We start from the raw sequence: 13,092 nt of genomic DNA, 5'->3' as shown, positions 1-13,092 counted from the left end.
ACCGCCTCGCTCTTCGCCCGGTTCGCCTCCCGCCAGGAGGACTCGCCCCAGATGAAGATGATCGCCGCGCTCCGCAACCAGTTCGGCGGACACGCGGTCACGCAGAAGTAGTCCGCAGCACCGCGGGGCCCTGTGCGCTCTGTCCACAGGGCCCCGGCACCGCCTAGCAGTCCACGCCGGGGAGGTCGGCGCCCGTCCATGCATGTCACGCATCTCTCGCTGGCCGACTTCCGCTCGTACGCCCGGGCCGAGGTCCCTCTCGGCCCGGGCGTCACGGCGTTCGTGGGTCCCAACGGGCAGGGCAAGACGAACCTGGTCGAGGCGGTTGGCTACCTGGCCACGCTGGGCAGCCACCGCGTCTCCTCCGACGCCCCGCTGGTGCGGATGGGCGCCGAGCGGGCGATCGTGCGGGCCCAGGTGCGCCAGGGCGAGCGGCAGCAGCTCATCGAGCTGGAACTGAACCCCGGCCGCGCCAACCGGGCGCGGATCAACCGGTCGTCCCAGGTCAGGCCGCGTGACGTGCTGGGGATCCTGCGCACGGTGCTGTTCGCGCCGGAGGACCTGGCGCTGGTCAAGGGCGACCCCGGAGAACGCCGGAGGTTCCTGGACGAGCTGGTCACCGCGCGGTCCCCGCGGATGGCCGGCGTCCGCTCCGACTACGAGCGGGTGCTCAAGCAGCGCAACACCCTGCTGAAGTCCGCGGCGCTCGCCCGCCGCCACGGCGGGCGGAACATGGACATGTCGACGCTGGACATCTGGGACCAGCACCTGGCCCAGGTGGGCGCCGAACTGCTGGCGCAGCGGCTGGACCTGGTCGCGGTGCTGCAGCCGCTCGCCGACAAGGCGTACGAACAGCTCGCGCCGGGCGGCGGGCCGGTCGCCCTGGAGTACAAGGCCTCCGCGCCCGGTGAGGGGCACACCCGCGAGGAGCTGTACCAGCAGCTGCTGGAGGCGCTGGCCGGGGTGCGCAAGCAGGAGATCGAACGCGGCGTGACGCTGGCCGGGCCGCACCGGGACGACCTGGTGCTGCGGCTGGGCCGGCTGCCCGCCAAGGGGTACGCGTCGCACGGGGAGTCCTGGTCGTACGCGCTGGCGCTGCGGCTGGCCTCCTACGAGCTGCTGCGGGCGGAGGGCAACGAGCCGGTGCTGATCCTCGACGACGTCTTCGCCGAGCTCGACGCGCGGCGCCGGGACCGGCTGGCGGAGCTGGTGGCGCCCGCGGAGCAGGTGATGGTGACGGCGGCGGTGGACGAGGACGTGCCGTCGGCGCTGACCGGCGCGCGGTTCCGCGTCGCCGAGGGGATGGTGGAGCGGGCGTGACGGCGGCGGGTGCGGGGGCCGAGGGTTCCGCCGGCGCGGCGCAGCCGTCCGGGGTCGACCTGGCGCGGGTGGCGCTGCGGGCCGCCCGGGAGCAGGCACGGGCGCGGGGCGAGGCCACCCGGCAGACCAAGGGCGCGGGAGCGGGGCGGCGCGGCGCGCGGTCCGGGTCGCGCGGGGACGGACGTGACCCGATGGCGCTCGGGGCGGCGATCAACCGGCTGGTCACCGAGCGGGGCTGGGAGCGGCCGGCGGCGGTCGGCGGGGTCATGGGGCGGTGGCCGCAGATCGTCGGCGACGACGTGGCCAACCACTGTTCGCCGGAGCGGTACGACGAGGACGAGCGGGTGCTGGTCGTGCGGTGCGACTCCTCGGCGTGGGCGGCGAACCTGCGGCTGCTCGCACCGCAGATCCTGGCGCGGATCAACGCGGACCTCGGGCACGGGACGGTGCGGCTGATCAACGTGCTCGGGCCTGCGGGGGCGGCGCGTCCGCGGTACGGCCCGCTGCGGGCGCCCGGCGGCCGCGGCTCCCACGACTGGTAACCCCCGGCCCCTCCACAGGCGGCACGCCTCCACGGCTGCCCCGACACGGCGCCACCTCGGCCCGGAACCCGCCCAGGCGCGGTCCGGGTTCCACCAGATCCCGGCACCGGCGGCACCCGGGTCCTCCCGGGTTCTGACCGGTTCCGCTGGTCCCGGCTTGAGCGCAGCCCGGGTACTGCCCGTCCTGGCCGGGGCGCGGCCCGGGACCTGCCCAGCTGCGGTCCGGGTTTGCCAAGGCTTTGCCACCGGCGGTCCGGGGTCTTCCCGGATCTGACCGTGCTCTGCCGTCTCCGCCCGACCGCGGCCCGGGGCCTACCCAGCCGTGGCCCCGGCTTCCGCGTGGCTTCGGCTCCGGCGGGGCCCCCGGATCTGCCTTGCATCCGACCGGGCCCTGCCCGTCTCCGCCCGGCCGCGTCCTGGGGCCTGCCCAGCCGTGGCCCCGGCTTCCGCGTGGCTTCGGCTCCGGCGCCGCCCCCCGGATCTGTCCAGCCGCGGCCCACCCCCGGCCCCGGTCTCCGCAAGGGCTTCCGCCCGGACGCGGCCCGGGCTCCGACCTGGGTTCTGCCCACGGCGGACAGCCCCGTTGCCCTTCCCCGGTCCTCCCTCGGCCCCGCCCCGTTGCCCTTCCTCGGCCCTTCCCCGCCCCTTCCCGCCCCCTCCCCGTCTCCTCCCCGCCCCGCCCCCGCCCCGCCCCCGCCCCGCCCCCGCCCCCTCCCCTCCCCGTGCGATTGGGCGCGTCGGCGGTGGAAAGCAGGGCTAGGGCGGGTGTTCGAGTAGTGGTGGGGGCGGGAGTGACTCCGTGAGGGCCGAGGGTTGACAGGGCGAGGCGCTGAGTGCCGCTGTGAGGCTCTTGGAGCCCCGTCCCGTATATGGGGAGTCGGTGCGGTCCGGTTCAGGGCGGCACATGCGAACTGAGGTGCCCGCAACGGCCCATCACTGTCGGCGCTACCGGTAGACTGGAGCACAATCCCGCCCCACTTGTGGGACACACACCGAGCAACGCTGATCCAGGCTTGAAAACCGCAACATGCCGCAGCCGCTCCGGTCGGGTCATCGGCCGCGAGTACGGCTTGTGCTGTGCCAGAAAGGGCGCTTCGTGGCCGATTCCGGCAACCCCAACGAGAACATTCCGTCCAACGACGTCGCCGCCGCCGAGGTGAACCCGTCCTCGTACGACGCGAGCGCCATTTCCGTGCTCGAGGGTCTGGACGCCGTCCGCAAGCGACCCGGCATGTACATCGGCTCGACCGGTGAGCGTGGTCTGCACCACATGGTGCAGGAGGTCGTGGACAACTCCGTCGACGAGGCGCTGGCCGGCCACGCGGACACGATCGACGTCACGATCCTCGCCGACGGCGGCGTGCGCGTGGTCGACAACGGCCGCGGCATCCCCGTCGGCATCGTGCCGGGCCAGGGGAAGCCGGCCGTCGAGGTCGTGCTCACCGTCCTGCACGCGGGCGGCAAGTTCGGAGGCGGCGGCTACGCCGTCTCCGGCGGTCTGCACGGCGTCGGCGTCTCCGTGGTGAACGCCCTGTCCACCCGGGTGTCCGTCGAGGTCAAGACCGACGGGCACGTGTGGACGCAGGACTACAAGGCGGGCGTGCCGACGGCCCCGCTGGCCAAGGGCGAGGCCACCGAGGAGACGGGCACCTCGGTCACCTTCTGGGCGGACCCGGAGATCTTCGAGACCACGGAGTACTCCTTCGAGACCCTCTCCCGCCGGTTCCAGGAGATGGCGTTCCTCAACAAGGGCATCTCCATCAGCCTGACCGACGAGCGGGAGACGGCGAAGGCCACGGCCGGCGCCGACGAGGCGGGCGCGGACGACAAGCCCGAGGTCAAGAGGGTCACGTACAAGTACGACGGCGGCATCGTCGACTTCGTGAAGTACCTCAACTCCCGCAAGGGCGAGATGGTCCACCCGACCGTCATCGACATCGAGGCGGAGGACAAGGAGCGCCAGCTCTCCCTCGAGGTCGCGATGCAGTGGAACGGCGGGTACAGCGAGGGCGTCTACTCCTTCGCCAACGTCATCCACACCCACGAGGGCGGTACCCACGAGGAGGGCTTCCGCGCCGCGCTGACCACGCTGATCAACAAGTACGCGCGCGACAAGAAGCTGCTCCGCGAGAAGGACGACAACCTCACGGGCGACGACATCCGCGAGGGTCTGACCGCGATCATCTCGGTCAAGCTGGGCGAGCCGCAGTTCGAGGGCCAGACCAAGACCAAGCTGGGCAACACCGAGGTCAAGACCTTCGTCCAGCGCGTGGTGCACGAGCACCTCACCGACTGGCTGGACCGCAACCCCAACGAGGCCGCGGACATCATCCGCAAGGGCATCCAGGCCGCCACGGCCCGCGTCGCCGCCCGCAAGGCGCGCGACCTGACGCGGCGCAAGGGCCTGCTGGAGTCCGCCTCGCTGCCGGGCAAGCTGGCCGACTGCCAGTCCAACGACCCCGCGAAGTGCGAGATCTTCATCGTCGAGGGCGACTCCGCCGGCGGCTCCGCCAAGTCCGGCCGGAACCCGCAGTACCAGGCGATCCTCCCGATCCGCGGCAAGATCCTCAACGTCGAGAAGGCGCGGATCGACAAGATCCTGCAGAACCAGGAGATCCAGGCGCTGATCTCCGCCTTCGGCACCGGCGTGCACGAGGACTTCGACATCTCCAAGCTCCGCTACCACAAGATCATTCTGATGGCGGACGCCGACGTCGACGGCCAGCACATCAACACCCTGCTGCTTACCTTCCTGTTCCGCTTCATGCGGCCGCTGGTCGAGGCCGGGCACGTGTTCCTCTCCCGCCCGCCGCTCTACAAGATCAAGTGGGGCCGGGACGACTTCGAGTACGCCTACTCGGACCGTGAGCGCGACGCCCTGATCCAGCTCGGCCGGGAGAACGGCAAGCGGATCAAGGACGACTCCGTCCAGCGCTTCAAGGGCCTCGGCGAGATGAACGCCGAGGAGCTGCGGATCACCACCATGGACCAGGAGCACCGGGTCCTCGGTCAGGTGACCCTCGACGACGCCGCCCAGGCCGACGACCTGTTCTCGGTCCTGATGGGCGAGGACGTCGAGGCCCGCCGCGCCTTCATCCAGCGCAACGCCAAGGACGTCCGGTTCCTCGACATCTGAGTCGGTCACTGCCGCGGCCGCCGCACGGCTGAGCCGCGAAGCGAACGCTGACCGCACCAGGAAGGATCTTCACCAGCAATGGCCGACGAGAACACTCCCGTCACTCCCGACCCCGAGAACGCCCCGGCGAGCCCGGTCGCGCCCGTGCTCGCCGAGGGCGACATCGCGATGCGGATCGAGCCGGTCGGGCTCGAGACGGAGATGCAGCGCTCGTACCTCGACTACGCGATGTCCGTCATCGTCTCGCGTGCGCTGCCCGACGTCCGGGACGGCCTCAAGCCCGTCCACCGCCGCGTCCTGTACGCCATGTACGACGGCGGCTACCGGCCCGAGAAGGGCTTCTACAAGTGCGCCCGCGTCGTCGGCGACGTGATGGGCAACTACCACCCGCACGGCGACTCCTCCATCTACGACGCCCTGGTCCGCCTGGCCCAGCCGTGGTCGATGCGGATGCCGCTGGTGGACTCCAACGGCAACTTCGGTTCCCCGGGCAACGACCCGGCCGCGGCCATGCGGTACACCGAGTGCAAGATGGCGCCGCTGTCGATGGAGATGGTCCGCGACATCGACGAGGAGACCGTCGACTTCACGGACAACTACGACGGCCGCTCCCAGGAGCCGACCGTCCTGCCGTCCCGCTTCCCGAACCTGCTGATCAACGGCTCCGCCGGCATCGCGGTCGGCATGGCGACCAACATCCCGCCGCACAACCTGCGCGAGGTCGCGGCCGGCGCCCAGTGGTACCTGGAGAACCCGGAGGCCTCGCACGAGGACCTCCTGGACGCGCTGATGGAGCGCATCAAGGGCCCCGACTTCCCGACCGGCGCCCTCGTGGTGGGCCGCAAGGGCATCGAGGAGGCCTACCGCACCGGCCGCGGCTCGATCACCATGCGCGCCGTGGTCGAGGTCGAGGAGATCCAGAACCGCCAGTGCCTGGTGGTCACCGAGCTGCCCTACCAGGTCAACCCGGACAACCTGGCGCAGAAGATCGCCGACCTGGTGAAGGACGGCAGGATCGGCGGCATCGCCGACGTCCGCGACGAGACCTCCTCGCGGACCGGCCAGCGCCTGGTCATCGTGCTCAAGCGGGACGCCGTCGCCAAGGTCGTCCTCAACAACCTCTACAAGCACACCGAGCTGCAGACCAACTTCGGCGCCAACATGCTGGCCCTGGTCGACGGCGTGCCGCGCACCCTCTCGCTGGACGCGTTCATCCGGCACTGGGTGGCGCACCAGATCGAGGTCATCGTCCGCCGGACCCGCTTCCGACTGCGCAAGGCCGAGGAACGCGCGCACATCCTGCGCGGCCTGCTGAAGGCCCTGGACGCCATCGACGAGGTCATCGCCCTGATCCGGCGCAGCGACACCGTCGAGGTGGCCCGTGAGGGCCTGATGGGCCTGCTGGAGATCGACGAGATCCAGGCCAACGCGATCCTGGAGATGCAGCTCCGCCGGCTCGCCGCCCTGGAGCGCCAGAAGATCATCCAGGAGCACGACGAGCTCCAGGCGAAGATCGACGAGTACCACCAGATCCTCGCCTCGCCGGTCCGCCAGCGCGGCATCGTCAGCGAGGAGCTGACGGCGCTGGTCGAGAAGTTCGGCGACGACCGCAAGACCAAGCTGGTGCCCTACGACGGCGACATGTCCATCGAAGACCTGATCGCCGAGGAGGACATCGTCGTCACGGTCACCCGCGGCGGCTACATCAAGCGCACCAAGACGGTGGACTACCGCGCCCAGAAGCGCGGCGGAAAGGGCGTGCGGGGCACGAAGCTGAAGGAGGACGACATCGTCGACCACTTCTTCGTCTCCACCACCCACCACTGGCTGCTCTTCTTCACCACCAAGGGCCGGGTCTACCGGGTCAAGGGCTACGAGCTGCCGGACGCCGGCCGGGACGCGCGCGGCCAGCACGTCGCCAACCTGCTGGCCTTCCAGCCGGACGAGCAGATCGCGGGCATCCGCGCGATCCGCGACTACGACGCCGCCCCGTACCTGGTGCTGGCCACCAAGAGCGGCCTGGTGAAGAAGACCCCGCTGAAGGACTACGACTCCCCGCGCTCGGGCGGCGTCATCGCGATCAACCTCCGCCAGATGGCCGACGGCAGCGACGACGAGCTGATCGGCGCCGAGCTGGTCTCCCCCGACGACGACCTGCTCCTCATCAGCAGGAAGGCCCAGTCCCTGCGGTTCACCGCGACGGACGACTCGCTGCGCCCGATGGGCCGCGCGACCTCGGGCGTGAAGGGCATGAGCTTCCGCGAGGGCGACGAACTGCTCTCGATGAATGTCGTGCGACCGGGTACGTTCGTGTTCACCGCGACGGACGGCGGATACGCCAAGCGGACCGCCGTGGACGAGTACCGGGTGCAGGGACGTGGCGGTCTGGGCATCAAGGCTGCCAAGATCGTCGAGGACCGCGGATCGCTGGTCGGCGCGCTGGTGGTGGAGGAGACGGACGAGATCCTCGCCATCACCCAGGCCGGCGGCGTGATCCGCACCCGGGTGAACGAGGTCAGGGAGACCGGCCGTGACACCATGGGCGTCCAGCTGATCAACCTGGGCAAGCGTGACGCGGTGGTCGGCATCGCGCGCAACGCCGAGGCGGGACGCGAGGCGGAGGAGGTCGACGGAGACCTCGACGAGGCCGCCGAGACCGCCGCAGGCGCCGAGGGCCCCGACGAGACCGGGTCCGAGGCAACGACCGCTGAGGCCGGGACCACCGGCCCGGACGAGGGTGACACGCCCTCGGCCGAGTAGGCACGAGGAGTGAGACGAGCGTGAACGGAGCCACGGGCGCCGGACCGACCGGTGGGGATACGGACGGGGGCGGCCGTGGCTCCTTCGCGCAGCAGCAGGACCCGTCGCGCCAGGCGGCGGGAGACACCCCGACCCATGGATCCCAGGGGGGAACCGTGACCCAGCCCACCCAGCCCTACGAGCAGCCCGGCCAGGCCCAGGCGCAGGGACGTCCCGAGGTGACGCCGCTGCCGACGTCGCCGCTGCCCGGCGAGCGGCAGGGGCAGCAGGGCGCCTCCGGGCCGTACCACCCGCCGCAGGCCTACGAGGCGGGCACGCAGGCCGCGCCGCCGGCCGGCGCGGTCCGGCGGCCCCGGACGGGAGCCAAGCCGGTCCCGCGCACCCGCAAGGCGCGGCTGCGGGTCGCCAAGACGGACCCGTGGTCGGTGATGAAGGTCAGCTTCCTGCTGTCCATCGCCCTGGGCATCTGCACCATCGTGGCCGCGGCCGTGCTGTGGCTGGTCATGGACGCGATGGGCGTCTTCTCCGCGGTGGGCGGCACCATCGCCGAGGCCACCGGCTCCAACGAGTCCAACGGCTTCGACCTGCAGGCCTTCCTGTCGCTGCCGAACGTGCTGATGTTCACCGCCGTGATCGCGGTGGTGGACGTGGTGCTGATGACCGCGCTGGCGACGCTCGGCGCCTTCATCTACAACCTCTCGGCCGGATTCGTGGGCGGCGTGGAGCTCACGCTGGCCGAGGACGAGTGACGCGTCCCCCAGAACGCGTCCCCCAGCGGGGCGCGGTGGGCGTGCGGTGGGCCTGCGGGAACCGATTTTGGGAGTTCGCATGTCGTGCGCTAATCTTCAGGAGTCAGCGCGCGGGACACACACCGCAGAGCGCGGCGGGGCTATAGCTCAGTTGGTTAGAGCGCATCCCTGATAAGGATGAGGCCACAGGTTCAAATCCTGTTAGCCCCACCAGCACGAAGACCCCCGGTCCACTTGGGCCGGGGGTCTTTGACATCCATGGCTGACATCAGCCGAGCAGCGGATCTTCCAGCAGCTCCGCGAGCATGGCCACCGCTTCCCGTTCGTCCTCCCCGACGACGTGCGTGTAGACGTCCATCGTCATGCTGATCTGGCTGTGTCGAAGGACCGCCTGTGCCACCTTGGGATGCACCTTGAGGAAGGCGAGCAACGTGCCGCAGGTGTGCCGAGCAAGCCGCACGGTGATGCGGCGGACGCCGGCGCGCTTCACCAGGCGGTCGAAGGTGCGCGAGAAGCCCACCGGGTCGAGCATCCCGCCATGCTCGGAGGAGAAGACGAGATCCTGGCCCGGCTCCTGGTCCCAGTGGTCGCCCGCGATTTTCCGCTCCAGCTCCTGGAGCTCCCGACGCTCCTCCAGAGCACGGGCGCAGAACTCCGGCAGGGGAAGAACGGCCTGCGAGGACTCGGTCTTCAAATCCTTCAGGAGCAGGCCCGCACCCGTCACCCGCTGCACCTGCTTGACCGGGGTGATCTGGCGAGCCGCGAAGTCGATGTCTTGCCAGCGAAGCCCCAGCACCTCACTCCGGCGCAGGCCGAGGACGAGGACCAGGACGCAGGCCGCGTAGAGGCGGTGAGCGCGTGCCGAGCGAAGGAAGGCGATCGCTTCCCGTGCGCTCCAGGCACTCCCGCGGTCCTTGCTGACCTTGGGCATGTCCACCAGCAGCGCGACGTTTCGCGTGAGCAGTTCCTCGCGGACTGCGCGGTTGAGGGCGTTCCGCAGTGTCCGCAACACCTCGAAGCGGGTGGCCGCCCCGACCTCCTCCCGCCGCAGGGTCGCCATGAAGGCCCGCACCTGCGCCGGCGTGAGCTTTACCAAGGGCTTCTTGCCCAGGTGCGGCATCAGGTACAGCCTCACCTTGGACTCGTACTTCGCGAAGGTGTTGTGCTCCCGGTCCGGAGCCACGATGTGCTCGAGCCAGTAGGCCAGCCACTCACCGACCGTCCATGAGCGAGAAGGCACCGGGACGCCGTTGCGCTCCTGGTCCTGGAGCCGGGCCAGCTTCTCCGACACCTCGTCCCAGGTCCGGCCGTAGACGTACTTGCGCACGCGGTTGCCGTCCGTGTCAGTCACGTACGCGGCGCCCTGATACCGGCCGTCCTTACGCTTGCTGATCGTTCCGCCGCCGTTGGGCCGCCGCTTGGCCATCAGGCCGCCTTTCCGAGCTGGGCGGTGATGAAGTCACGCACCGCGCCCTCCGGGATGCGTCGGCAGCCGTCCACCTTGATGGAGGCGAGACGGTGCGTGCGGATCAGGTCGTACACCTTGGTGCGTCCGAGCTTGAGCCGTGCCATGACCTCCGGCACGGTCAACAGTTCGGCAGGGGCGGTCATGCGGCTTCCTCCCAGGTGGACAGGTCGTTCAGTGCTTGGCGTGCGGTTTCGCGGTTGATACGGATCTCGCGGGCGATGGAGGCGGCGAGCCAGGACTCACCGGGGGTGTGGCCCTGTCCGGCGTAGGTCCAGTGGGCGAGCACGAGCGTGGAGCCCTCCGTGTCGTCGAGGTCTTCGGGGAGCCCCCGTTCGCGGCGTTCCTGCCGGGCCCGGAAGTCGGCCCGCACCTGGCGCAGCGTGCCGAGGGTGGTGGAGTAGCGGCGGGACTTGGTGGAGAAGTGGCCGCGGAAGCCGAGCATGTGGGCCCACCGGGCCAGCAGCCGATCGGGGTAGGCGTCATCGAGCGTCCAGCACGCTTCGATGAGCCGCCGGGTGTGCGCGGGCAGCGGCAGCTTGTTCAGCTCCGAAAGCTCCCCGATCCGGCGGTCGACGGTGCCGGTGGTCTCGGCCGCCTTGGTGGCGTACTTGGCCACGTAGGAGGCGACCGCCTGTTCGGTCAGCTCCTCACGCCCCAGGGCCCCGATGGCCTGTACGTCGACCTGGGAACCCCACCGCAGGACGCGCGCGGGGTGGTCGCCGGATGCGGGCACCGGCACCGTGACCCGCCCGGCGGCGGCCCGAATCGCCCTGTCCAGGAGAGCGACGGTGGCCCAGGCCGGCGGGGCGGTGTCGGGACCGGCCGGGCCGTCCAGGCGCACCACGGCGTGGAAGTGCACGGCCCCGCGCTTTTGGAATTCGGCGACCTTGCCGAAGGAGACCCGGCACTCTTCCTTCATGGCCGTCTGGGTCAGGCCCGCACGGGCGGCGATCTCCCGGCGCAGGTAGATGGTGAAGCGCCGCCACAGGTCCCCGGCGTAGTTGTTGAACAGCACCGACCCGGCGTAGTCGTACGAGGCCGGGTCGAGGGCCGTGCCGAGGGCGGGGTCGTCCTCGGTGTGGGAGCTTCCGCAGCGGCAGCGTCCGGAGTCGGGCCGGTTGTGGACCGGGCCGAACGAGGGCGCGGTGAGGGTGGCGAAGACGCGCGGGTGATCCCGTACGGTGGCGGGCACGTCCTTTCGTTCGTCGCCGGTGATTCCGGCCCGGATCAGGTGGTAGGTGTCGCCCGCGTACGTCCAGGCGCAGGCCGGGCAACGCGAGGCCCGCCGGTTGCCGCAGGCCACCCGGAGCGTGCCGCCCGGCTCAGCCTCTGTGCTGTAGGAGTACAGGACGTCACCGGTCTTGGCATCGCGGGTGACGGTCTGGCCCTGAAGCCGGATCGGGTGAGCGCAGCCGCCGGTACGGCGGATCTGTTCCTGCCAGCGGTCGAAGCCCGGCGCGTTCGCCACCCGCAGTAGGTCTGCCAGGGTCACAGGGGCAACGCCCATGGAGGCCGCAGCATCGGCCACGGCCTCCGGAGGGACGGGGAACACCGTCACGCGACACCCACCAGCAGCTTGGCAGCAGCCTTTGCCCGAACGGGCGCGTGCACCGAGCAGGGGCGGAAGAACGGCTTGTCGTCGGCGAAGGGGGCGTCAACGACCCACCCGGTGAAGCCGCCGTCCAAGGGGTAGTCCTCGATGTGGCAGACGCACGACGGGCTCTGTCCCTGGCTGGAGTTCGTGCAGTAGCACGGGACCAGCGCGCCGACGAAGCCCGTCAGGGAGCCGTCCTCATCCAGGGTCACGAGCGTCCCGGCGCAGGACAGGCAGGCGTTCGCGTTGTCACGGCGGGAAACCGGGGCCGGGCGGTAGCCGAAGCGCCCATCGCGCGGGCAGATCACGTCACCGTCATGGGTCAGCACCGACAGTCCGTCGATGTCCACCCGAGTCCAGCCAAGGGCGAACTCACCGCAGCCAGGGCAGGACGACGTCCGGCCCCCAGGCACGTCCAACAGGTCGGGGACAGACAGAGACAGACCGCGCGTGCCACGTGCAGAAGCAGGCATGATGGAAGCTCCCTTCGAGGGAAGCAGGGGCGGCGGATCTTCCTGGCAGTTGAGCGCCGCCCCTGCACGCAGATGTGTCGTGCCGGATCTCGCCTGTCCAAGCGAGTGGCACAGCTCTATAGTGTTTTAGAGCACCTTGAACGTCAAGAGGGTGTTCTAAAGTGCTCTAGAAGGGAGCTGGGTGCATGGCTGGGAACTCGCCAGCGCTACCGCCTTATCGGCGCATTGCGGTGCAGATCAAAGACCGGATCGAGCGTGGCGAGTTGCAGCCCGGAGATCGCATCCCGTCGGTTCGCGAGATCGTGCGCGATGAGGGAGTCTCGGTGGCGACCGCTACGCGAGTTGCGTCCGTTTTGCGGGCAGAGGGTTACGCAGAGACCATCCCAGGGATTGGAACGGTGGCGCGTATGCCGAGCAAGCTCACGACCGGACCCGATCGGCTTCAGTTGCAGCGGACCACTGGCACGGGGTTCAGGCCGGGTGAACGGGTGGAGATCGTCAGTGCTGAGATGGTGCCTGCAAGCGCAGAAGTGGCCGACGCGCTAGAGGTAGAGGTGGGGACCCGAGTGGTTCAGCGCCGGCGCCGGTATCTGGATGAGGATGGGGTGGTTGCCCTGTCCACTTCCTGGCTTCCTGGGGAGCTGGCCGAAGCCGCACCCGAACTGATCTCGACAGGACCGCTTCCGAAGATGACGTTCGGTCTGATCGAGGACCGGACAGGACGCCGGGCGGCCAAGCGTCGAGACACTGTGTCGATCGAGGAGCTGCCAGAGGACGTTGCACCGCTCTTGGACCTTGCTCCAGGTGCCCCCGTGCTCAGCATGGTCAACCACTACTGGGACCAGCACGGACAGATCACCGAGTACGCGCGGGACTACATGGGGCCGGGCCGCGTTCTCGCCGCTGAATACGACCTTCAGTAGCTTGCCCCGTTGCCGGGGTGCCCCCGGTTACAGGTTTCTCTACCTCATCAAGCCCGGCTGCGCTCCGCTCCGCCGGGCGCGCTCCCGGCTCCGCGTCGCGCTGCGCTCCTGCCTTCGGCCCGCTCCG

10 protein-coding genes, 1 tRNA gene and 1 pseudogene are annotated in these 13,092 nt (G+C 70.2%); 8 read left to right on the top strand and 4 right to left on the bottom strand.

All coding sequences use genetic code 11. The features are described 5' to 3' along the window. The 7 genes and pseudogenes from ABZ836_RS30130 to ABZ836_RS30100 form a co-directional block, all read left to right on the top strand. Positions 1 to 111: pseudogene (locus tag ABZ836_RS30130) on the top strand (6-phosphogluconate dehydrogenase); the annotation flags it as partial. Between the two features lie 87 nt (positions 112 to 198). Next, positions 199 to 1,320: a DNA replication/repair protein RecF gene (recF, locus tag ABZ836_RS30125; RefSeq protein WP_356139388.1), complete on the top strand. Its 1,122-nt coding sequence runs from the start codon at positions 199 to 201 to the stop codon at positions 1,318 to 1,320. After that, the gene (locus tag ABZ836_RS30120) at positions 1,317 to 1,862 is read left to right on the top strand and encodes a DUF721 domain-containing protein (protein WP_356139386.1); all 546 of its coding nucleotides are present in this window, start codon (positions 1,317 to 1,319) and stop codon (positions 1,860 to 1,862) included. The genes recF and ABZ836_RS30120 overlap by 4 nt, the downstream gene beginning before the upstream one ends. 1,072 nt (positions 1,863 to 2,934) lie before the next feature. Beyond that, on the top strand, positions 2,935 to 4,998 hold the full coding sequence (gene gyrB, locus ABZ836_RS30115) for a DNA topoisomerase (ATP-hydrolyzing) subunit B (RefSeq protein WP_356139385.1): 2,064 nt from the start codon (positions 2,935 to 2,937) through the stop codon (positions 4,996 to 4,998). Positions 4,999 to 5,076: 78 nt separating this feature from the next. Continuing rightward, positions 5,077 to 7,758, top strand: a complete 2,682-nt coding sequence (gene gyrA, locus ABZ836_RS30110) for a DNA gyrase subunit A (RefSeq protein WP_356139383.1) — start codon at positions 5,077 to 5,079, stop codon at positions 7,756 to 7,758. A gap of 20 nt (positions 7,759 to 7,778) precedes the next feature. Continuing rightward, positions 7,779 to 8,507: a DUF3566 domain-containing protein gene (locus ABZ836_RS30105; RefSeq protein ID WP_361147506.1), complete on the top strand. Its 729-nt coding sequence runs from the start codon at positions 7,779 to 7,781 to the stop codon at positions 8,505 to 8,507. A gap of 136 nt (positions 8,508 to 8,643) precedes the next feature. Continuing rightward, positions 8,644 to 8,720, top strand: a tRNA-Ile gene (locus ABZ836_RS30100). A 55-nt stretch (positions 8,721 to 8,775) separates the two neighbouring features. Here ABZ836_RS30100 and ABZ836_RS30095 read toward each other — a convergent pair. Genes ABZ836_RS30095 through ABZ836_RS30080 form a run of 4 tightly spaced genes read right to left on the bottom strand, consistent with a single transcriptional unit; the run spans position 8,776 to position 11,919 of the window. Next, positions 8,776 to 9,933: a tyrosine-type recombinase/integrase gene (locus ABZ836_RS30095; RefSeq protein ID WP_361147503.1), complete on the bottom strand. Its 1,158-nt coding sequence runs from the start codon at positions 9,931 to 9,933 to the stop codon at positions 8,776 to 8,778. Further along, positions 9,933 to 10,118 carry a helix-turn-helix domain-containing protein gene (locus tag ABZ836_RS30090; protein ID WP_361147500.1) on the bottom strand — a complete coding sequence of 62 codons (186 nt, stop codon included), beginning with the start codon at positions 10,116 to 10,118 and terminating at the stop codon, positions 9,933 to 9,935. Before ABZ836_RS30090 ends, ABZ836_RS30095 begins: the two co-directional genes overlap by 1 nt. Further along, positions 10,115 to 11,482, bottom strand: coding sequence for a replication initiator protein RepSA (gene repSA / locus ABZ836_RS30085; RefSeq protein WP_361147497.1), 1,368 nt, complete (start codon positions 11,480 to 11,482; stop codon positions 10,115 to 10,117). Before repSA ends, ABZ836_RS30090 begins: the two co-directional genes overlap by 4 nt. Positions 11,483 to 11,529: 47 nt before the next feature. Beyond that, positions 11,530 to 11,919, bottom strand: coding sequence for a hypothetical protein (locus ABZ836_RS30080; protein WP_361147494.1), 390 nt, complete (start codon positions 11,917 to 11,919; stop codon positions 11,530 to 11,532). 308 nt (positions 11,920 to 12,227) lie between these two features. Between ABZ836_RS30080 and ABZ836_RS30075 the strand changes: the two genes are divergently transcribed. Next, positions 12,228 to 12,965, top strand: coding sequence for a GntR family transcriptional regulator (locus ABZ836_RS30075; RefSeq protein WP_361147491.1), 738 nt, complete (start codon positions 12,228 to 12,230; stop codon positions 12,963 to 12,965). Positions 12,966 to 13,092: the final 127 nt, after the last annotated feature.

It is taken from the genome of Streptomyces sp. NPDC047130 (assembly GCF_040643475.1).
Taxonomy (GTDB): domain Bacteria; phylum Actinomycetota; class Actinomycetes; order Streptomycetales; family Streptomycetaceae; genus Streptomyces.
This window is presented reverse-complemented; position numbering and strand designations above follow the sequence as displayed.